The organism is Methanocaldococcus infernus ME, assembly GCF_000092305.1.
GTDB lineage: Archaea > AGJL01 > Methanococci > Methanococcales > Methanocaldococcaceae > Methanocaldococcus > Methanocaldococcus infernus.
On record NC_014122.1, the window covers coordinates 608,891 to 630,101 of the forward strand.

Here is a 21,211-nt window from a genome sequence, read left to right on the forward strand (position 1 = left end):
AATGAGGGAAACACCTATGAGAGTTTTAAAATTTGGTGGAACTTCTGTAGGCTCTGGAGAGATGATTAGGAGAGTAGCAAACATCATAAAAGAGAGGAAAGAAAATGATCAAGTTGTAGCTGTAGTTTCAGCTATGAGTGAAGTGACAAATGCCTTAATAGACATTTCTCAGAAGGCTCTTAATATTAGAGACTTGAATAAGATTGATGACTTTATAAGGTTTGTTAAAAAGAAGCACTATGATGCTATAAACATGGCTATAAAAGATGAGAGAATAAGAGAGCATGTAAAGAAAATTATAGACAATAGAATAGAAGAGTTGGAGAAGGTTTTAATTGGGGTAGCCTACTTAGGAGAGCTCTCTCCAAAGTCAAGGGACTATATCTTATCATTTGGAGAGAGGCTATCAGCTCCAATTGTTGCAGGCTCTTTAAGGGATTTAGGGTTAAAAGCTATAGCCTTAGAGGGAGGAGAGGCTGGAATAATAACTGATAAAAACTTTGGGAATGCTAAAGTGATAAAGCTAAGGGTTAAAGAATTTTTAAGCCCACTGTTGGAGAATGACATAGTTCCAGTGGTTACAGGATTCATAGGAGTTACTGAAGATGGGGAGATAACAACCTTAGGAAGGGGAGGAAGTGATTACTCAGCTGCTCTTATAGGTTATGGCTTAGATGCTGACTTAATAGAGATATGGACAGATGTTTCAGGGGTTTATACAACTGACCCAAAGTTGGTTAAGGAGGCTAAGAGAATTCCAAGGTTAAGTTACATTGAAGCTATGGAGTTGGCTTACTTTGGAGCTAAGGTTTTACATCCAAGAACAATAGAGCCAGCCATGGAGAAGGGAATTCCAATTTTGGTTAAGAATACATTCAAGCCAGAGGAGGAAGGGACAATAATAAGTAATGATGTTGAATACAGTAATAATGTGGTTAAAGCAATAACAACAATAAAGAATGTAGCCCTCATAAATATCTTTGGAGCTGGAATGGTGGGAGTTAGTGGCACAGCAGCAAGAATTTTTAAAGCCTTAGGAGAAGAGGGGGTTAATGTCATCTTAATAAGTCAGGGTTCTTCTGAAACCAACATATCAATAGTGGTTAGTGAGGAAGATGTTGAAAAGGCAATTAACAGCTTAAAAAGAGAGTTTGGGTCCTTTGGAAAGAGAAGCTTCTTAGAGAGTAGTATAATTAGAGATGTTGAAGTTGACCATGATGTCTCTGTTGTATCTGTAGTTGGTGCTGGGATGAGGGGAGCTAAGGGAATAGCTGGGGAGATCTTTACAACAGTCTCTGAGAGTGGAGCTAACATAAAGATGATAGCTCAAGGTTCTTCAGAGGTTAATATTTCTTTTGTCATAGACAAAAAAGACTTAATTAACTGTGTCAGAGCTTTGCATAGGAAGTTTATTTCTTAGAGCTCTTTTTAGCTTTCTTCTATACTCTCCCCATCTATCCTCCAAGGAAAATTTTGGAGGTTTTGGATAGAAGGTTTTTCCTCCACAGACTGGACAAATCTCTTTTAGAGTGTATCTTCCACACCTTTCACACTTCCTTATCTTCATGATTCTACCCTATAGTACTTTCCTTCTCCACCATACTTTTTAATGAACTTTATAGCTCTCTCACAAACCTTTTTAAACACTTCCTCCCCACTCTTATAGTCTGGAGCTATAACCTCAACCCTATACTTAGGAGCTCCAACATAAGTTATTTTAACCTCAACATCCTCATAAGGATTAGCCTTTAAAGCATTTGTTAGGGCTCTTTTTATCTTCTTAATTCCATCTGGCTCAAAGCATGTCATCTCTATGATTCCTTCAACCTCAACATTTGTTAGCTCTATACTCTCCTTAGCCACTTCATAGAGAGTCTCTTTCCACTCATCACTTATCTCTAAGTCATCTAAGGCTTCTTTACCCTCTATAACCAAGGTTTCAAAGGCATTATATAGCTCTCCAAACTCATCCTCTAACAAGTAGCCAACCTCATCCCAAGCTTGCTCTAAACTTTTCCCAAGCTTTTCAGCTGCTCTTTCAAGCATCTTCACTGCTCTCTGGAACCTCTTCCACTCCTGAACCTTCTCTCTCCTTTGTTGATCACTAACTCTCTTAAGGGATAAGTCTATATGCCCCTTCTCCTTATTTACCCTTAAAACCTTAGCTACAACCCTCTGGCCAACCTTGACATGATCCCTTATATTCCTAACCCATCCTGAAGTAACCTCTGAGATATGAATTAACCCTTCTTTCCCAGGATACTCTAAAAGCTCAACAAATGCTCCATAAGGTTTAACCTCTTTCACAGTTCCTATAACTATGTCTCCCTCTTCAGGGAAATCCTTTCTCATGTTTCTCACCTTAAATTTGTTTTTGGTGTTCCTCATGTTAGTTATTAAAAAGCTTGGAAATGTTAAAAGTTTAAAGGAAATTGTTGATGAGCTAATAGACTTTACTGGAGTTATTGAGGTTGATAAGTATCTACTAATCTATAGAAACTCAAAGTTAATAAAGGTAATTGATGAGACTGGGGAGAAAGATTTACTATATGTTATTAAAGAGTTAAAAAGTAAGGATAGCTTTTATATAAAGGTGTTTGAGTTAGAGAAGGATCTCTCAAACTTAAGCTATAATAAAATCTTAGAGTATTTAAATCATTTAGAGGTTGGAGATTATATAATCTTAAACTCTTACTCTAACCTCCTCTCCTTGGACGGATTCTTTGAAATAGTTCCAAAGAGATTTAAGGATGAAAAAGGATATGTTGGAGTTAAAGATAAAAATATAATTTTTTGTGTCTATAAAACAAAGAGAAAGTTATACTTTAAAGAGAAGGCTTTAACCAAGATAAAAACTTTATTTGCAGTTAGCTTAGTCTATGCTAAAAAAATTTCTGATGAGATTGTTAATGAGTATAAGGAAGGAAAGCTTTATAATGTTTTATCTTTTGAAGAGCTTATAAAGAATATTGAAAAGAGAGAATTTAAAACTTTTTATGGACCATTAAGTGAGGCTCTAACTGAAGAGCCTTCTTTAATTAAGATTGATGAAGGCTATATAGTTTCAAGAGCTAAGAAACCAATCTATGCCTTCTATAAGGAGTATGATGGAAATAAAGCATATAGATATCTAAAGAACTTGTGTATTGTTAATGACATAGAGTTTAAGATCTATCCAATAACAGAAGAAGAGTATAAAAATTTTAGCTTATTTTCAAAAAATAGGGTTAAGTTATAGAGAGAATTTCCTTGTAGAGTTCATTTAGAACTTCTATGTAGTCAATTTCTCCATTCTCTATCTTATCCATAATTTCCTCTAACTCCCTTGTCCTCTTCTCTGATATAAGCTCAGGATAGTTTGTTATTAAATAGTTATAAACCTCTATTCCTAACTTTGTTGGAACCAACTTACCCTTATCCTTACTCTTTATTACATATCCCCTATCCAGTAACTTTTTAATAATTTGAGCATAGGTTGATGGCCTTCCTATCTTCCTCTCTTTCATGAGTTTAACAACCTCTCCCTCATCATACAGTGGAACCTTTGGAATTCTTCTAACACTCTTCTCTAAAACTTTTAACTTATCTTTCTCAACCCTTGGCAATTTTTTTAACTTCAGCCAATAAAGCTTAGACCATCCATCAAACTTAACCTCTATATATCCTTCAATTTTCTCATCTAACTCTTTAATATATATTTCTTCATACTCCACTAAAACCTCTTTCATCTGAGAGGCCATAAATCTCCTAAATATTAAGTCATAAACCTTAATATGATTCTTTGTTAACCTAATGTTGTTCTCTTTTATGAACTCTATTAGCTCTTCAGTATCCATAGGCTTTGTTGGTCTAATACACTCATGAGCTCCTTCCATGAAGAACTCTCTATTTTTTAGATAATCTTCTAAGCCATTTAATTTTAAATATTCCTTAGCTACTCTCATCCCATCTAAAGAGACCCTTGTTGATGAAGTTCTATGATATGTACAGAGACCAAGCTCAAACAAGTCTTGAGCTATGCTCATAACCTCATCAACACTTAGGTTAAACCTCTTTGTAGCCTCTTCTAATAAAGTGTCTGTGGTAAATGGAGGCTGTGGCTCTATCTTCCTCTCATAAATTTTAACTTCTATATTAACCTCTTCCCTGTCAAACTCTCCATCAAAAACCTTTGACACATAGATATCTTCTTCCAATCTTAGGGAAAGTAAGTTAACTTTCTCCCTGTGCTCATTATATCTCTCTATAATCCAACCTAAAACAGGAGTTTGAACCCTTCCAGCAGATAGGTAGTTTTTCCCAAACACTTCCCAAAGTTTTTGGCTCAATCTAAAGCCTATCCATCTATCCTCAATTCTTCTAACCACCTGTCCCTTAACCTTGTTCTCATCAAGCTCCAACTTCTCCTTATTTTTAAAGGCTTCAACAGCCCTTAAGATAGCTCTCTTGGTAATTTCATTGAACCCTACCCTATATATAGAGTTGTTAAAAGGCATTACATTTAGAGCTATGTCATAACCTATCTTCTCTCCCTCTGTATCTATATCAGTGGCTATAAAGATGGCATCAACTTCATCAGCTATCTCTCTAATTATCTCTATATTCTCCTTAGAATCCATGAAATTGACATTTTCTTTTATAAGCTCTTCAATATCCTTCTGGTCAGTGAATTGCTCTCCATCAACCTTTTTTATTGAGCAATAAATTGGAATATATAAATTGTCTTCAATCTTAACCCCATAAAACCCTTCCTTTGTAACAAGATCAAAGACATGCCCTCCACTTGCAGTTATAATTAAGTTTAAATCTCCAACACAAACCTCATAGATATTCCTATTATTTATCTTCCTAACTGAGGGCTTACCAAAGAAGCTGGCTATAGTTCTTGCTTTATTAGGACTTTCAACAACCATTAACACAGACTTCAATAAATCAGGAACCTCTTTCTTCCTCTTCTCTCTCCTTAACCTCTCTCTATCTTCATCAATCTCTTTAATAATTTCTTCTAAATTAACCTCTGAAACATGTTTAAACTCACTCTCATACATGAAAATCATATATTTACTCAAATATTCCAATAACTTTTTATCATCACTCAACACTATAGATAAACCCTTGGTTAAGCCAAACTCTGTCATCCTTGAGGTTCTACCTGATGCTTGGATATAGGTTTTAACATCAGGAAGTAAGAGATAGATATCATCTTCCTCTCTTAAAGAGAAGTTTCTTATCTTTAATTTCTCTCTAACAATATTCTCAATTTCCTCTAAGCTCTTCCCCTCTATCTCTATCTCTTCCTTTAACTTCCCCTCCTCAACTAACTTCCTAACATACTCCCTTAACTTAATCTTAAACTTTGGAATTCCATAAAATAGAGAGTATCTAACTCTCTCAGGCATGTCTAAGCCTCTAACTAAGACACCATAGTAAGAGGCTACCCCTATTAAAACTTCTAACTTACCCTCTTTAAAGTCTTCAAATCCTTTCTTATCCTTTGAATGTATAAGCTTAGCCTTAACTCCCTCTTCTAATAATCTTTCCTCTATTTCCTTAGCCTTCTCAACCCCATAATCCATAGAGACAAAGATTAAGCCACCATCTCCCAACTTTTTAACATATCTAACTATTTCTTCTACACTCAGTTTATCATCATAGAGATCTGTAACATCCCTCAACTTGTTCATCCCAAAGCCAACCTCAAAGTTTAAAAGCTCTCTGTAGAGCTTAACCCTATCCCCATAACTCTTCCCTGTGGCTGAGGCTATAACTAAACAGCCATGCTTAACATCTTTAATTTTCTCCTTTAATTCCTCTCTAAGTTTCATAGCATCTTCAAATTTCCCAATCCTTATAAGGAAAACAATTTTTGAAGCTAAGTTAATATGCTCCTCTGAAAATCCTAAGAGCATTAAAGTCCTATCTATATTTTTTGAAGATTTTAAGAGAGCATCAACATCATCAACAAAGATAAAGTCAAATTTAGCCTTTGGCATGTTTTTTGTTAAATAACTTGAAGTAGTTATTAAGATGTCAAACTCATTATTCTCTATCTTCTCCTTAGCCTCTCTCTTTTCCCTATTCTTTAGCTCAGAGTGGTAAGCAACTACATTAATCTTTAAATTCTTCTCTTCTATGATCTTTGTTATTCTCTCATATGTTTGCTTAACTAAGAGTGTTGTTGGTAGAATGATATAGCATCTTTTTCCCTTACTTGCTAAGTATAGAGAGATGAGAACTCCAAAGAAGCTTTTCCCTACACCAGTTGGAGCCACTATAGAAAAACTTTTATTCTTTAAAACCCTCTTAGCCCACATCTTTTGAATACTTAATAACTTATAACCTAAACTCTTAACAAAATCTTCAAACTCTTTAAATTCTCTCCAAACCTTACAGTAGTTCTTTAAATTCTTAACCTCTATTTTTTTACAGAGCTCTAACTTCTCTAACCTTATATCCTCTGGAAGACAGTTTTCACAAACTCCTATAGTTAGTCTTTCACTACTTATTTCTCCCCCACAGTTTGGACACATCTCTTTAAATATCATTGGAACTGGCATTCTATCACATTTTAAATTTTAAATTAATTCAATTATTCCATAAAAAAGAGTTTAAAAAGTTTGTGGTTAGTATCAAAGTTTTAAATATTTAAATCCCTATTGATATAAAAAAATAAAAAATTTTATTTTTTAAGAGCCTTAACTCCCTTCTTTGTACCAACTAAAACTTTATCAACTCTACTGAAGATTCCATTCTCTACAACTCCAGGGATATTATTTATCTTTTCCTCTAACTCTTCAGCATTCTCAACTTTTATATTAACATCTAAGATAAAGTTCCCATTGTCAGTTATCACTGGCCCCCTTTTCCTCTCCCCAAGCCTTATAACTGATTCTCCACCAAGCTCTTTTAGCCTTTTCATCACAACCCTGTAAGAGTGAGGAATTACTTCAACAGGGACAGGGAAGGAGAGAGAGTCTTTAACCTTGCTCTCATCAACTATAACAACAAATTCCTTAGCATTGTAATCAACTATCTTCTCCCAAGTGTGGCATCCTCCTCCTCCTTTAATTAAGGCTAAGTCTTTTTTTCTAACCTCATCAGCTCCATCTACAGCTATGTCAACATCATAATCCTCTATACTTACTATAGGGATTCCATAGTGAGAGGCTAAAAGCTTAGCCTCATAAGAGGTTGGCACTCCAAAGATGGCTATATCCTCATTTTCCATCCTTTTGGCAAGCTCTTCTATAAATAAAGCTGCTGTTGATCCACTTCCCAAGCCAACAACAGAGCCATCTTTGATTAACTTAGCTGCTTCCTTAGCTACAGCTCTCTTTAAATCCATTTTTATCCCTCAAAGAAATCATTTATGCAATAGACATCAATATCCTTCTCCCTTATACTCCTTATAGCCTCTAAGGCTGCTCTTGCTCCTGCTACAGTGGTTATATAAGGAATTCTTAAGTCTATGGCTGTCTTTCTAATTAATTGCTCTGCTTCCTTAGCCTCTTTACCCTTAGAAATATTTATAATTAAGTCTATCTTCCCAGATTTCATTAGGTCTATGATGTTAGGCCTACCTTCAAAAACCTTATATACTCTCTCAGCATCAATTCCATGATTTTTTAACACCCTATAGGTTCCTTCAGTGGCTAAAATTTTAAACCCTAACTCTTTAAACCCTTTAGCTATATCAACAATTTTCTCCTTATCCCTTCCAACTGTAAATAGCACTGTCCCCTCGGTTGGCAATTTATAACCAGCTGCTAACTGAGCTTTATAATAGGCTAATCCAAAGTTTTTATCTATTCCCATAACTTCTCCAGTAGACTTCATCTCTGGAGATAGCTCAATCTCAACCCCTGGCCACTTTTCAAATGAGAACACAGCCTCTTTAACACAAACCATTTTTGGCTCTCTCTCTTTAACATTTAACTCTTTTAACTTCTTTCCTAACATGACCTTAGCAGCTATCTTAGCAAGAGGTAAGCCTATAGCCTTACTTAAGAATGGGACAGTTCTTGAAGCTCTTGGGTTAGCCTCTAACACATAAACCTTGTCATCCTTAATAGCATATTGAATATTTATTAACCCTTTAACATTCAACTTTAGAGCTATCTTTCTTGTATAGTCTTTAATTATTTCAATAACTTCCTTTGACAATGTTTGAGGAGGGATAACACAGGCTGAGTCTCCACTATGAACCCCAGCTTCTTCAATGTGCTCCATAATTCCTCCTATTAGTACAGATTCCCCATCGCAGATGGCATCAACATCAACCTCTGTAGCATCTTCTAAGAACTTATCTATTAAGACAGGATGCTCTTCAGAGACTTCAACAGCCTCTTTTATATATTCTTTTAACTCCTCTTCATTGTACACTATTCTCATTGCCCTTCCTCCTAAGACATAGGAAGGCCTAACCAAAACTGGGTAGCCAATTTCCTTAGCTATCTTTAAAGCCTCTTCCTCATTGTATGCTATCCCATTTGGGGGCTGAGGAATATTTAACTCCTCTAAGATCTTAGCAAACTTCTCCCTATCCTCAGCTAAGTCTATAGACTCCTTAGAAGTCCCTATAATATAGTTCTCTAAGTACTTTGCCAAGTTTAATGGTGTCTGTCCACCAACTTGAACTATAACCCCATCAGGCTTTTCATTCTCAACAATATTTAGGACATCTTCCCAGTATAGTGGATCAAAGTAAAGCTTATCAGCTGTGTCATAGTCTGTTGAAACTGTTTCAGGGTTACAATTAACCATTATAGCCTCATAACCTTCCTCTTGAACAGCCTTTATAGTATGGACACAACAGTAATCAAACTCTATCCCTTGTCCAATCCTATTTGGCCCAGAACCAAGGATGATAATTTTCTTTCTCTTTGAAACTCTTGACTCATCCTCTCTATCTGTGTAAGTTGAATAATAGTAAGGTGTTTTAGCCTCAAACTCTGCTGCACAAGTATCAACAAACTTATATTTAGCTTTCACTACCTCTTTTCTAAACTTTCTAAAGGTTAGGGGCTCTATATTATAAATATTGGCTATCTGTGTGTCAGAGAAGCCATAGTATTTAGCCTCTCTAATTATGTCTTCACTTAACCTACTTCTCTTCATCTTTTCTTCCATATCTACAATATTCTTAATTTTTCTGATAAACCACTTGTCTATCTTTGTCAGCTCAGCTATTTCTTCAACACTAAAGCCATTCTGTAAAGCATACTTTATATAAAAGATTCTCTCAGGTGTTGGAATTCTTAGTTTCTTCTCTATCTCCTTCTTCTCCAACTTTCTATATCCATCTAACCCATGAACCCCTATTTCCAAACCTCTTAAGGCTTTTTGTAAAGCTTCTTCAAATGTTCTACCAATAGCCATTACCTCTCCAACACTCTTCATCTGTGTAGTTAGTGTTGGATCAGCTCCTCTCAACTTTTTAAAGTCCCATCTTGGAACCTTAACAACAACATAGTCAATAGTTGGCTCAAATGCTGCTGATGTCCCAGTTATCTCATTCTCTATCTCATCAAGTGTTAGACCAACAGCCAACTGAGCAGCAACCTTAGCTATTGGATAACCAGTAGCTTTACTTGCCAAGGCTGAGCTTCTTGAAACTCTTGGGTTCATCTCTATAGCTACAATTCTTCCATCCTTTGGATTGAGGGCAAACTGAATATTACTTCCTCCAGTTTCAACACCAACAGCTCTAATAATCTTTATTGAGTAATCTCTCATCTTCTGATATTCTTCATCACTTAAAGTTTGAGCTGGAGCTACAGTTATAGAGTCTCCTGTGTGAACACCCATAGGATCCATATTTTCAATGGTACAGATGATAATGACATTGTCATTTTTATCTCTAATAACTTCATACTCAAACTCTTTCCATCCTAAGACAGATTCTTCAATTAGAACTTGATTCTTTAAACTGTACTCTAAACCCTTACTTACAATCTCCTTTAACTCCTCTGGATTGTAGGCAATTCCTCCACCAGTCCCTCCTAAGGTGAAGGCTGGCCTAACAACTATAGGGTAGCCAATCTCTTCAGCAAACTCTAAGGCTTCATCAACACTAAAGACTGTTTTACTTCTTAAAACCTCAACTCCAGCCTTTTTACAGCACTCTTTAAATAACTCTCTATCCTCTCCTCTCTTTATAGCCTCTAAGTTAGCTCCTATAAGTTCAACATCATACTTATCCAAGATTCCCTTTTCAGCTAACTCAACAGCTAAGTTTAAGGCTGTCTGTCCTCCTAAGGTTGGTAGAATAGCATCAGGCCTTTCTTTTTCTATAATCTTTTCCAACACTTCAGAAGTTAATGGCTCAATATAAACCCTATCAGCCATGTCTGTATCAGTCATAATTGTAGCTGGGTTAGAATTTACTAAGACAACTTCATAACCTAACTTCCTTAAAGCTTTACAGGCCTGAGAGCCAGAGTAGTCAAATTCACAGGCTTGACCAACAACTATAGGCCCAGAACCAATAATCAATATTTTTTTAATGTCTTCTCTTTTTGGCATTCTCTTCACCTTAGTACTCTCTAACAATCTTTTTAAACTCTTCAAAATAGCTTAATGTATCATGTGGCCCAGGTCTTGCCTCTGGGTGGTATTGAACCCCTTTTATTGGCAGTTCCTTATGCTTAATTCCCTCAATGCTCTTATCATTTAGATTTATCTGAGTCACTTCTAAACAGTCAGGGATTTCATAAACAGCATAGTTGTGGTTTTGTGAGGTTATATAAACTCTTCCAGTCTCAAAGTCTTTAACTGGCTGATTTATTCCATGATGACCAAACTTTAACTTCTTTATCTTTGCTCCTAAGGCTAAGGAGAGGAGTTGATGCCCTAAACAGATTCCATAGATTGGTAGCTCATTGATAAGTTTCTTAATGTTCTCTATAATTTCTTTTAAAACCCTTGGATCTCCAGGACCATTGGAGATAAAGAGGCCATTTGGATCATAGTCCAAGATCTCCTTATAGGAAGTGTTGTAAGGAACTATGATAAGTTCAATATTATTATCTAACAAGTTATTGACTATCCCTCTCTTAACTCCACAGTCTAATAAAACCACTCTTCTCTTCCCCTTCCCTATAACCTTTGGCTCTTTTATGCTAACTTCCTCAACAAGGTTAAGCTCTGAGATGTCTTTATGTTTCTTAACCTTCTCCAACAACTCCTCTTTATCCTCCCCTATCCCAGCCTTCATGGCTCCATAAACTCTTATCCTCTTAGTTAGCTCTCTTGTATCAACTCCATAAATCCCTGGAACATCATACTCTTTAAGTAAGTCATCAAGCTCTTTCTTACCCTTGTGATGAGAGGTAAAGTTAAGCTCTTTTATCACTACTCCCTCACACTTAACTCCATCAGATTCAAACCATTCCTCAGAGACTCCATAGTTTCCTATTAAAGGATAGGTGAAGGTTAAAATTTGTCCCTTGTATGATGGGTCTGTTATAGCTTCAACATAGCCAACCATGGCTGTACAAAAAACAATTTCTCCTAAGCATTCTTTTTCAGAGCCAAATCTCTTGCCTTCAAAAATAGTTCCATCTTCTAAAACAAGATAAACCATTTTATACACCTATTTATTTAAATATTTGATTATAAACTTTCAAAATTTTTTAATTCTGGGCTTGTGCTAACATCTAAATGCTCCTGAGGGTATTTAAAATTTTGTTATATTAAGTGTTTCCAAATTTATTAATCTTAGAAAAATATAAATATAGGATGTTTATATAATAGACATCAAAGAACTTTTTTAAACAAATTTTTTTAGGTGGGAGGATGAAAGTAGCTATTTTAGGACAGGGGTATGTTGGAAGTATCTTCTCTATAGGGTTGGAGAGAATAAAAAATGGAGAGATAGAGCCTTATGGAGTACCTCTTTCTAATGAGTTACCTATAAAAATTGAAGATATAGAAATAGTTGCAAGCTATGATGTTGATAAGAGTAAGATAGGAAAGACAGTTTATGAAGTTTGTAAAAGATATTATGACAAAGTTCCAGAGAGCTTAAAAGATATTGTTGTAGAGAAGGGAATTCACTTAAGAAGCTTAAGAAACTTGCCAATAGAGGCTGAGGGATTAGAGGACAATTTAAGCTTATCAGAGGCTGTTGATAAATTAATAGAGAGCTGGAAAGAGAAAGGAGTTGAAGTTATTGTCAATGTCTGTACCACAGAGTCTTTTGTCCCATTCAATGATAAAGAGGAGTTAATAAAGGCTATTGAGGAAGATAAGAAGGAGAGGGTAACAGCTACTCAAGTCTATGCCTATGCAGCTTGTAAGTATGCTAAAGAGGTTGGAGGAGCAGCATTTATAAATGCCATCCCAACTTTAATAGCCAATGATAAAGCCTTTGTAGAGCTTGCTAAGGAAAGTAACTTAGTTATCTTTGGAGATGATGGAGCCACTGGAGCTACTCCATTAACAGCTGATGTTATAACCCACTTATGCCAAAGAAATAGGCATATAAAATATATTGTTCAGTTCAACATAGGAGGAAACACTGACTTCTTAGCTCTAACTGATGAAGAGAGAAATAAGAGTAAGGAATATACAAAGTCAAGTATTGTTAAAGATATACTTGGCTATGAGCCTCCTCACTATATAAAGCCAACTGGTTACTTAGAGCCAATAGGAGATAGGAAGTTTATATCTATGGATATTGAATATATTTCCTTCAATGGAGCTATTGATGAACTAATTATAAATGGAAGGATAAATGATAGTCCAGCCTTAGCTGGTTTATTGGTAGATTTAGTTAGACTTGGTAAGATGGCTATTGAGAGAAAAGAGTTTGGAACTGTTTATGAGGTTAATGCCTTCTATATGAAAAATCCAGGACCAATAGAGAAGAAGAATATCCCAAGAATAATAGCCTATGAAAAACTAAGAATGTGGGCAGGCTTAAAGCCAAGATGGTTATAACTCTTTTTTTTTAGCAAAGTTTTTATTTTTTATAGACTTTAAAAATATTTTAAAAATCTCTTTTTGTAGATAACCATGGAGTTCATAATAAAGGCTAAGGGGCATAGGAATGTTTCAGCAAGGCATAAGGGAACTATTGAAATAACTAAAGAAGATTATTTAACTCCAACAGGAGACTGTATTATTGGGATCTCTGCAGATAAGTCTATGTTAGACTTCCCAGAGGAGTTTAAAGAACTATTAAGGAGAGCTAAGAAGATAGTGGTTGAGATTGAAGTTGATGGGATTAAAGAGAGAATAGAGGGAGAAGGGCATAAAGAATTAATTTTAGAGCATCCTACTGATATAGTTATAAGAAAGAGCTCATATATTTGTCCAAGAACATTAATGATTAAAGCCAATAAGGGAGCTAAGGATATAAATAGAGAGATAGTTAAAAAATTAAAAAAGGGGAAAGAGCTAATTTTTAAAATAAAGGTAGAACCATGACTAAGTGCATAAAGGTAGAGAAAAAGAGAGGAGAGGAAGTTAGAAAAATCTTAGTTAGTAATGACTTACTTAATAAGGAGTATAAGATAGATAGGGATGAAAAATATTTATACATTCCAATAAAGGAAGTGAATGAAGATTTATTAAACAGCTTAATTAAGGATGTTGAAGTTGTTGAGAGAGAACTTGAGAAGGTTAAGAAAAAGAAGAGTTTTAGAGATGTGATAGAGGAGAGATATAGAGAGTTGGTAGATAAAAAATTATTGGCTCTTGGTTATGATATAATAGGAGACCTTGTCATTTTACAAATTTCTGATGAAGTTCCATACAACATAAGGAAAGAGATAGGAGAGCTTGCTTACAAGTTGATCCCATGTAAAGGAGTCTTTAGAAAAAAGAGTGAAGTTAAGGGAGAGTATAGAGTTAGAGAGCTTGAACACTTAGCTGGAGAGAATAGAACTTTAACTATTCATAGAGAGAATAACTATAGGTTGTATGTAGATATAGCCAAGGTTTATTTCTCTCCAAGGCTTAGTGGAGAGAGAAAGAGGATAGGAGAGTTAGTTAATATTAATGATGTTGTCATAGATATGTTTGCTGGAGTTGGACCATTCTCAATAGCCTGTAAGATGGCCAAAAAAATTTATTCTATAGATATTAATCCTTATGCTATTGAGCTATTGAAGAAGAATATTGAGCTAAACAAGGTTTATAAAATTGAGCCTATTCTGGATGATGTTAGAAATGTTAATTTAGAGGGCTCAAGGGTTATAATGAACCTTCCTAAGTATTCATATAAGTTTGTTGATAAAGCCTTAGAGCTTGTTAAAAGAGGAGGGGTTATACATTACTACACAATAGGGAAAGATTTTAATGAAGCTATAAAGTTATTTGAAAGTAAGTGTAACTGTTCTTTATTGTTTAAGAGAGTTGTTAAGAGCTATTCTCCTAAGGAATATGTTTTAGCCTTAGATTTTTTAATTGAAGAGTGAAATAATGAAATTCTTAGAAAAGATTAGAAAAGAGGAGAGCTTAAAAAACTTAATTGAGAGAAGAAAGAGAATTTTTAAGAGAGTTAGGGATGAAGTTATTAAAGAGTATTTAAGGGAGATGCCCTTAAATCTAAATAAATTTTTATATAACTATTATACAGGAGGAATTATAAAGAAGTATCCTGAGGACTTTATAGTTGAGGAGATAACTCCTGACAAGAAAATTTTAGAGGTTGGGAAGAGTATAGAGTTTAAAGATGTTGATAACTGGAAAGGAAGCTTTATACACTTCACCTTAGAAAAGAAAAATTGGACTACCTTAGATGCTATAAGGGAGATAGCCAACAGGTTAGGGGTTCCAAGGAAACACTTTGGCTTTGCTGGGAATAAGGATAAGTATGCTGTAACCACTCAAAGAGTTGGCTGTTTTAACATAAAGTTGGAGAAGTTGAAGAGCTTAAAAATAAAGAATATAGTGTTAAGGGACTTTCAAAAGGTTAATTGGAAAATCAAGTTAGGAGATTTATGGGGAAACAGATTTACAATAAGGGTTAGAGAGCCTGAAAAGGATTTAGAAAATTTAGAGATGAGCTATTTTTTAAACTACTATGGAATTCAAAGGTTTGGGACAACAAGGCCTATAACCCATGTTGTAGGCAAATTTATCATTGAGAGAGATTGGGAGAGAGCTTTTTATTTGTACTGTGGAACTCCATTAAGATTTGATGATGAGAAGTCAAGGATAGCAAGGGAGTTAGTTGATGAAGGAGAATTTAAAGAAGCTTATAAACTTTTCCCAAGATGCTTTTTTTATGAGAGGAAGATGATTAAGAGGGTTATAGAAACTGGAGATTACAAAAAAGCTTTTCTAATCTTACCTCCATATCTTAGGTGTATGTTTGTTAATGCCTACCAATCTTATTTATTCAATGAGTTAATAAATAGAAGATATGAATATGGCTTCTCCCCCTATGAAGGGGATATTTTAATTAATAATATTCCCACTGGAGCCTTATTTGGCTATAAATTTGAGTTTGCCTCTGGCTTACAGGGGGAGCTTGAGAGAGAGCTATTTGAAGAAGAGAACTTAAGCAGGGAGAAGTTTAAAATAGAGGACTTTGGCTATTTCCAAGGTGGAAGGAGGAAGATGTTAGAGAAAATATATAACTTAACTTACAAGGTAGAAGAGAATTCATATATTTTAAGATTTTGCTTAAAGAGAGGTTGCTATGCCACCTCTGTTTTGAGGGAACTGTTGAGGGAAGACTATGCATCCTACAAAGTTGCTTAGGGGAAGTAAGACAAGATACTTAGAAAATAAAAAAATATTGGTTGGCTTAACCTCTTCTATAGCCATCATTGAAGCTCCTAAGCTTATGAGAGAGCTAATAAGACATGGAGCTGAAGTTTACTGCATAGCCACAGAGGAAACTAAAAAGATCATTGGAGAGGAAGCTCTAAAATTTGGATGTGGAAATAAAGTTTATTATGAAATTACTGGAGATTTAGAACATATTTCTCTTTATAATGAGTGCGACCTCTACTTAATAATTGCTACAGCCAATACTATAAGCAAGTTGGCAAATAAAATAGCTGATAATATTGTAACTACCACATATTTAATGTTTAAAGATAAGCCTGTATTAGTGGTTCCTGTAATGCATATAAACATGTATGAGAGCATAAAAGAAAACTTGGATAAGTTGAAGTATATTACTCCTAAAATAGAGGAGGGAAAAATAAAGATAGATATTGAGAGAATTGTTAAAGAAGTGATAGATAAAATTGGGAATAAATTTGAAAAGAAGGTTTTAATCTTGAATGGCTCAACTGTAGAATTTATTGATGATGTTAGAGTTATAACCAACCTCTCCTCTGGGAAGATGGGAATAGCTTTAGCTGAAGCCTTTTTAAGAGAAGGTTATGAGGTTTATATAATCATGGGCTTAGGAGAGGAGGTTCCTTACTATATAAAGAGCTTCAAGGTTTTAACATCTGAGGAAATGTTGAAAAAAGCTTTAGAGCTTGGGGAGGAAGTAGATATTATAATTTCTTGTGCTGCAATCTCTGACTTTGTGCCAGAGAAAAAAGAGGGGAAGATAAGTTCAGATGTTGAAGAGATAACTATAAAACTAAGGAGAAATATAAAAGTTTTGAAGAAGTTGAGAGAGAGGTTTAAAGATAAAATAATAGTTGGCTTTAAGGCAGAGTATAATGTTGATGAGAAAGAATTAATAGAGAGGGCTAAGAGAAGGTTAGAGGAGTATGGCTTAGATATAATTATAGCCAATGACTTATCAAAAAACTACTTTGGTAGTGACAATATAGAGGCTTACATTATTAAGAAATATGGTGAAGTTAAAAAGTGCCATGGATCTAAAAAAGAGGTTGCTAAACTTATAGTTAGTGAGGTGAAACAGTTATGAGTAGAAGAGAAGAGAGAGGCTTAGCCACAAGTGCAGGTTTAATAAGATATATGGATGAGAGCTTATCAAAAATAAGAGTTAAGCCAGAGCATGTTATTGGAGTTACTGTTGGAATAATAGTGTTAGAGGTTATCTTAACCTATGGAAGATTTTTCTAATCTTTTATCTCACTAACCCTAACCAATGGCTCTAACTTAACTCCAATCTTTTTTAAATTTTCTTCAGCTCCTTCCTCTCTATCAACAACAACTATAACCCTCTCAACTATCCCTCCAGCCTCTCTAACCTCATTGATAGCTTTTATAACACTGTTTCCTGTTGTTGTAACATCCTCAACAATTAAAACCTTCTCTCCCTCTTTTATCTCTCCCTCTATCTTGCTCATAGTTCCATAATCCTTAGGTTTCTTTCTAATAATAACTAAAGGTTTCTTGGCAAGGACAGAAACTACTGAAGCTATAGGAACTGAGCCAAGCTCTATCCCAGCTATCTTATCTTCATAAACTCTCTTAGCTATCTCCTTCCCAATCATTTCCAAAACTTCAGGGTTTGTTATAGCCTTCTTTATATCAACATAATAGCTACTTCTCTTCCCAGAGGATAAAATAAAGTCTCCAAATTTTATACATCCTATTTCCTTCAATAGCTTTGATAACATGGCTAAAACCTTGTTATACTTGGGTTAGCTATATTTCTCTCAATATTCCAAAGCTCATTTAAGATATTTGACATTATTGAAGTTCTTACTATTGGAACCTTAAATCCAGCTGCTATGTGTGAGATAGAAGAGTTTTCTCCTGAGATGATTGGGCTTAGCTCTTTTTCATTTATATAATTTATATAGTAAGATAACTCTGAAATGGTGCCTAACTCATAGGGATTTACCTTAATGAAGTCACTTTCTTCATAGAAGCCTTCAGTGCATAAGAAGCCATCAAAGTCCAAAGGCTCATTAGTCTCTAAGAAATCTATATTTTCTAAATTTTTTCCTTCAATCTTATCTTTTTCAGCCTTTAACCCTAAAAGAATCTCTAAATCTTCATCTTCCTTAATTTTGTTTATTATTTCACTAACTTTACTGATCTCATTGAAGATATTGTCACAGAGATATGAGTCATAGGCTAAGATGTAGTTATTTTTTAACTCTTCTCTTATCCTTAAATAGAACTCAACAATTTCCTCTATGGATTCTGCTGAAATTATTGGGAATAGAGAATTGTTTTCTTTATCCTTTAAGATGTCACAGGCTACTGTTGGGAGATCAGAGATAAAAGAGCCCCCAATAAATTTAAAGAGAGGCATATCTAAAGCATTAGATGCAGCCCTTGCCACACTAACAGAGATTGGCATAGTTATAGAAGAGCTTAAATTTAACTCTGAGAGAATAGTATCTATAACCTCTATATCCTTAGCAGAATAGCCAATAATCTCAGGAGCTACAACATTCTCTATCTCTGCTATAGTGTCTCTTGGCTCCTTAACCTTAACTATATCATAACCAACAGATAAATTAGTTATAATAGAAACCATTATCTTTAGCTCTCCTCTTTTAAAAACCTCTTTTGCATTAACTTGCTCTATGATAACATCTATCATTTTTTACCTCTCTCTAATAGGTTTTAAAGGAATTTTTCCTCTCTTAAACTCTTCAAAGGCTATCTTTAAAGAGCTTAACTCCTCTATATCAATGGTTGAGTAAGCTCCATCTGCTATCTGTAAGCTTCTTGCTCCTATAATTCTTGCAACTTCAAACTTTGTTAGCTTCATCTCCCCTCACTTATTTAAAGTTTTAAAATAAAAAATTGGTGGGGCCGCCGGGACTTGAACCCGGGTCGCACGCCCCCCAAGCGCACAGGATAACCAGGCTACCCCACGGCCCCTTGGAAAAAGGTTAAGAAAGATAGTTATAGATAAGTTTCATCATGTTTTATCATTTCATCTATTATCTCTTCTCCATTCTTTCCAATTCTGTATGAGATGAACATCCTTCTACAGCAGTATTTTTTAATTCCTAAGTCATCTAAAACCTTTCCTGGATCTTCTCCTTTTAACACTCTCTCTTTATACTCTTCAAAAACTTCAGCAATAACATTACCACAAGAAAAACATCTTATAGGAAACATCATAAAAATCACATAAAAAAGTTTTTAAGAATTTATCTATAGGATTTTTGTCTCTTAGCTCTTGGTCCTTTTGTAGACCTACTTGGCTTGTGTGGTTCAGTCCTTCTTGCATCACTAACTAATAGAGTTCTGTCATAGGCTAAGAACTTATCCCTTAACTCCTTACTTCCAGTGAATTCAACTATTGCCTTTCCTATAGCTGTTCTTGCAGCATCCATTTGCCCCATTACTCCTCCTCCTTTAACAGTAACATCTATATCCATCTTGCTAATAACCTCCTCTCCAGCCAATAAGATTGGCTCCATTAATTTCATTCTCTTATATTTTGGTTCTATTAACTCAATTGGGATCTTATTTATTCTTATTCTCCCTTTCCCCTCTCTTGCTACAGCCCTTGCTATAGCTCTCTTCCTTTTCCCTACAGTCATCACTATCTTACTCACACCAATCACCTTAGAACTTTGCTCCTAAGTGTTTGCTAAGCTCTCCTAAGGTTATGTATTTAACTGACTTAAGCTCTCTTTTCATTGTTTCATCAGGTTCTAAATTTAAAGGATTTCCAACATAAACCTTAACTCTCTTAAATGCCTCTCTTCCCTTAGCTTTCTTGTAAGGAAGCATCTTTCTTATGGTTCTTCTTAATATATCATCAGGTCTTCTTGGAAACTTAGGCCCAAATCTTCTTGGGTTGGCTACATTTTTCTTAGCTCTCTCTTCTTGGTAGTGTTTTATAACCCACTGCTTGTTTCCTGTTATAATAGCTTTCTCAGCATTTATAATAATTATTTCCTCTCCTCTTAAAACTCTCTTAGCAACATTAGAGGCTAACCTTCCTAATATTGCTCCCTCAGCATCTATTACTGTTGGCAAAGTGTTTCACCTCATAATTTTTACATTACTTCCCTTAGGATTTCTTTTTATAAGCTCTTCTATTGTAATAGCCTCTCCTCCTGCAGCCTCTATTAATTTCTTAGCTGTTTCACTGAAGGAGAAGGCTGCAACAACAACCTTATGCTCTAACTTCCCAGCTCCTAAGACTTTCCCAGGAACTACAACAATATCTCCTTCTTTTGTATATCTGTTAATTTTACTTATATTAACCTCAGCTCTTCTTCTCCTTGGCTTAGCTAACCTTCTTGCTAAATCCTTCCAGATCTTAGCATTGTTTTTATAGCTCTCATACTTAAGTGTTTCAATCAGCTTAACCAATCTTGGGTCTGTTGCTCTTGTTTTAATTGCCATCCTCTCCCTCCAACTCTTCCAGTTGTTTCAGAAACTCTTGAGCCTTATTTTTTAAAATTTTTGTAGCCTCTTCTAAAATTTCTAAGCTATCCATTTGCCCAAAACTCTCTACAAGAAACTCAACTTCATCCTCAGATAGTTGTTTATAAACAGCATTACAGGGTTGCCACTTGGCATGAACCTTTCCAATCCCAGGAACAGCTTCACACTCAATTTTTATCCTTTGTTTTTCTCCCAATTTTACAATAGGGATATTTTTAAAAGCTACTTCTCCATTATCAGACTTTAAATCTGAGGAATAGACTACACAAGGACCTTCTTTTTCTAAGGTAAATAAGATGGTTTCATTTTCAAATGCAGGCTTTCCCTTAATTGGAATTAAACCAAGTCTATGGGCTAAGATTTCATCATCCATAGATGAAGAGTTCTCATATATAAAAACATCTTCAATAGCAAAAGTTGGGACTTCAGAGATCATAATTCTTCTTATGGCATTAGAAAAAGAAATAGGGGCTTTTAGGGAGAAGATAAACTCTTCCCCTATTCTTGTTTTTTTCTTCTCTTTAATATTTAACAAAGAAAATCCCCCTTTACAAATTATTTCTTGAATCTCTTCTTTGGAGTGGTTCCATCATGAGGAATTGGTGTAACATCTTCAATTCTTCCAATTCTTAGCCCAGCTCTTGCTAAAGCCCTAATTGCTGCCTGTGCTCCTGGTCCAGGATTCTTTTGCCCACTTCCCCCAGGAGCTCTAACCTTTATATGTATGTTGGTAACTCCTCTCTCCTTTAAAATTTCTGCCAATTTAAAAGCTGCCTGCATAGCTGCATAAGGAGATCCTTCATCTCTCTGGTTTCTTGTAACCATACCACCAGAGACTCTTGCTATGGTTTCAGCTCCTGTTATGTCTGTAGCATGTATAATGGTGTTGTTGTATGAAGAATAGATATGAACAATTCCCCACTTCTCTTTTTTCTCTGTCATGAGTGTTTCACCT

General features: G+C 35.0%; 23 protein-coding genes and 1 tRNA gene. 8 read left to right on the forward strand and 16 right to left on the reverse strand.

What is annotated here, in order from left to right:
* Positions 1-16 precede the first annotated feature (16 nt).
* On the forward strand, positions 17-1,420 hold the full coding sequence (locus tag METIN_RS03350) for an aspartate kinase (RefSeq protein ID WP_013100090.1): 1,404 nt from the start codon (positions 17-19) through the stop codon (positions 1,418-1,420).
* Here METIN_RS03350 and METIN_RS03355 read toward each other — a convergent pair.
* Together METIN_RS03355 and METIN_RS03360 are read right to left on the reverse strand one after the other, a co-directional pair.
* On the reverse strand, positions 1,376-1,567 hold the full coding sequence (locus tag METIN_RS03355) for an RNA-protein complex protein Nop10 (RefSeq protein ID WP_013100091.1): 192 nt from the start codon (positions 1,565-1,567) through the stop codon (positions 1,376-1,378). The genes METIN_RS03350 and METIN_RS03355 overlap by 45 nt on opposite strands.
* Positions 1,564-2,352, reverse strand: coding sequence for a translation initiation factor IF-2 subunit alpha (locus METIN_RS03360; RefSeq protein ID WP_013100092.1), 789 nt, complete (start codon positions 2,350-2,352; stop codon positions 1,564-1,566). Before METIN_RS03360 ends, METIN_RS03355 begins: the two co-directional genes overlap by 4 nt.
* 34 nt (positions 2,353-2,386) lie before the next feature.
* Between METIN_RS03360 and METIN_RS03365 the strand changes: the two genes are divergently transcribed.
* Positions 2,387-3,238 carry a hypothetical protein gene (locus METIN_RS03365; RefSeq protein ID WP_013100093.1) on the forward strand — a complete coding sequence of 284 codons (852 nt, stop codon included), beginning with the start codon at positions 2,387-2,389 and terminating at the stop codon, positions 3,236-3,238.
* On the opposite strand, the gene rgy is transcribed toward METIN_RS03365, so the two are convergent.
* The 4 genes from rgy to carA form a co-directional block, all read right to left on the reverse strand.
* Entirely contained in the window at positions 3,228-6,557 is a 3,330-nt protein-coding gene (gene rgy, locus METIN_RS03370) for a reverse gyrase (protein ID WP_013100094.1), read from the reverse strand. The two genes, METIN_RS03365 and rgy, sit on opposite strands and share 11 nt — an antisense overlap.
* A gap of 122 nt (positions 6,558-6,679) precedes the next feature.
* On the reverse strand, positions 6,680-7,345 hold the full coding sequence (rpiA, locus tag METIN_RS03375) for a ribose-5-phosphate isomerase RpiA (protein ID WP_013100095.1): 666 nt from the start codon (positions 7,343-7,345) through the stop codon (positions 6,680-6,682).
* Between the two features lie 2 nt (positions 7,346-7,347).
* Positions 7,348-10,524: a carbamoyl-phosphate synthase large subunit gene (gene carB / locus METIN_RS03380; protein ID WP_013100096.1), complete on the reverse strand. Its 3,177-nt coding sequence runs from the start codon at positions 10,522-10,524 to the stop codon at positions 7,348-7,350.
* A 10-nt stretch (positions 10,525-10,534) separates the two neighbouring features.
* A complete protein-coding gene (gene carA / locus METIN_RS03385; RefSeq protein WP_013100097.1) occupies positions 10,535-11,584 on the reverse strand; it encodes a glutamine-hydrolyzing carbamoyl-phosphate synthase small subunit in 1,050 nt (349 codons plus the stop codon).
* A 212-nt stretch (positions 11,585-11,796) separates the two neighbouring features.
* Here carA and METIN_RS03390 point away from each other — a divergent pair, with 212 nt between their 5' ends.
* The 6 genes from METIN_RS03390 to METIN_RS03415 all read left to right on the forward strand — a co-directional run bounded on the left by METIN_RS03390 (position 11,797) and on the right by METIN_RS03415 (position 17,007).
* Positions 11,797-12,942, forward strand: a complete 1,146-nt coding sequence (locus tag METIN_RS03390) for an inositol-3-phosphate synthase (RefSeq protein WP_013100098.1) — start codon at positions 11,797-11,799, stop codon at positions 12,940-12,942.
* 75 nt (positions 12,943-13,017) lie between these two features.
* Positions 13,018-13,431 (forward strand): DUF371 domain-containing protein, encoded by a 414-nt coding sequence (locus METIN_RS03395; RefSeq protein WP_013100099.1) that lies wholly within the window; start codon positions 13,018-13,020, stop codon positions 13,429-13,431.
* On the forward strand, positions 13,428-14,423 hold the full coding sequence (gene trm5b, locus METIN_RS03400) for a tRNA (guanine(37)-N1)-methyltransferase Trm5b (protein ID WP_013100100.1): 996 nt from the start codon (positions 13,428-13,430) through the stop codon (positions 14,421-14,423). The genes METIN_RS03395 and trm5b overlap by 4 nt, the downstream gene beginning before the upstream one ends.
* 4 nt (positions 14,424-14,427) lie before the next feature.
* Complete coding sequence (truD, locus tag METIN_RS03405; protein ID WP_013100101.1) at positions 14,428-15,714, forward strand: tRNA pseudouridine(13) synthase TruD; 1,287 nt, start codon at positions 14,428-14,430, stop codon at positions 15,712-15,714.
* Complete coding sequence (coaBC, locus tag METIN_RS03410; RefSeq protein ID WP_013100102.1) at positions 15,692-16,849, forward strand: bifunctional phosphopantothenoylcysteine decarboxylase/phosphopantothenate--cysteine ligase CoaBC; 1,158 nt, start codon at positions 15,692-15,694, stop codon at positions 16,847-16,849. The genes truD and coaBC overlap by 23 nt, the downstream gene beginning before the upstream one ends.
* Complete coding sequence (locus tag METIN_RS03415) at positions 16,846-17,007, forward strand: preprotein translocase subunit Sec61beta (protein WP_013100103.1); 162 nt, start codon at positions 16,846-16,848, stop codon at positions 17,005-17,007. Before coaBC ends, METIN_RS03415 begins: the two co-directional genes overlap by 4 nt.
* Here METIN_RS03415 and pyrE read toward each other — a convergent pair.
* The 10 genes from pyrE to METIN_RS03465 form a co-directional block, all read right to left on the reverse strand.
* On the reverse strand, positions 17,004-17,507 hold the full coding sequence (pyrE, locus tag METIN_RS03420) for an orotate phosphoribosyltransferase (RefSeq protein WP_013100104.1): 504 nt from the start codon (positions 17,505-17,507) through the stop codon (positions 17,004-17,006). The genes METIN_RS03415 and pyrE overlap by 4 nt on opposite strands.
* 2 nt (positions 17,508-17,509) lie before the next feature.
* A complete protein-coding gene (locus METIN_RS03425; protein ID WP_013100105.1) occupies positions 17,510-18,445 on the reverse strand; it encodes a hypothetical protein in 936 nt (311 codons plus the stop codon).
* 3 nt (positions 18,446-18,448) lie between these two features.
* On the reverse strand, positions 18,449-18,616 hold the full coding sequence (locus METIN_RS03430; RefSeq protein WP_013100106.1) for a DNA-directed RNA polymerase subunit K: 168 nt from the start codon (positions 18,614-18,616) through the stop codon (positions 18,449-18,451).
* Between the two features lie 36 nt (positions 18,617-18,652).
* Positions 18,653-18,729 (reverse strand) — tRNA-Pro (locus METIN_RS03435).
* A 24-nt stretch (positions 18,730-18,753) separates the two neighbouring features.
* A complete protein-coding gene (locus tag METIN_RS03440) occupies positions 18,754-18,975 on the reverse strand; it encodes a DNA-directed RNA polymerase subunit N (RefSeq protein WP_013100107.1) in 222 nt (73 codons plus the stop codon).
* A 29-nt stretch (positions 18,976-19,004) separates the two neighbouring features.
* Positions 19,005-19,415 (reverse strand): 30S ribosomal protein S9, encoded by a 411-nt coding sequence (locus tag METIN_RS03445; RefSeq protein WP_048203349.1) that lies wholly within the window; start codon positions 19,413-19,415, stop codon positions 19,005-19,007.
* 10 nt (positions 19,416-19,425) lie between these two features.
* Complete coding sequence (locus tag METIN_RS03450) at positions 19,426-19,842, reverse strand: 50S ribosomal protein L13 (RefSeq protein ID WP_013100109.1); 417 nt, start codon at positions 19,840-19,842, stop codon at positions 19,426-19,428.
* 6 nt (positions 19,843-19,848) lie between these two features.
* Complete coding sequence (locus tag METIN_RS03455) at positions 19,849-20,214, reverse strand: 50S ribosomal protein L18e (RefSeq protein ID WP_013100110.1); 366 nt, start codon at positions 20,212-20,214, stop codon at positions 19,849-19,851.
* Positions 20,204-20,791, reverse strand: coding sequence for a DNA-directed RNA polymerase subunit D (locus tag METIN_RS03460; protein ID WP_013100111.1), 588 nt, complete (start codon positions 20,789-20,791; stop codon positions 20,204-20,206). The genes METIN_RS03455 and METIN_RS03460 overlap by 11 nt, the downstream gene beginning before the upstream one ends.
* A 20-nt stretch (positions 20,792-20,811) precedes the next feature.
* Positions 20,812-21,198, reverse strand: coding sequence for a 30S ribosomal protein S11 (locus METIN_RS03465; RefSeq protein WP_013100112.1), 387 nt, complete (start codon positions 21,196-21,198; stop codon positions 20,812-20,814).
* Positions 21,199-21,211: the final 13 nt, after the last annotated feature.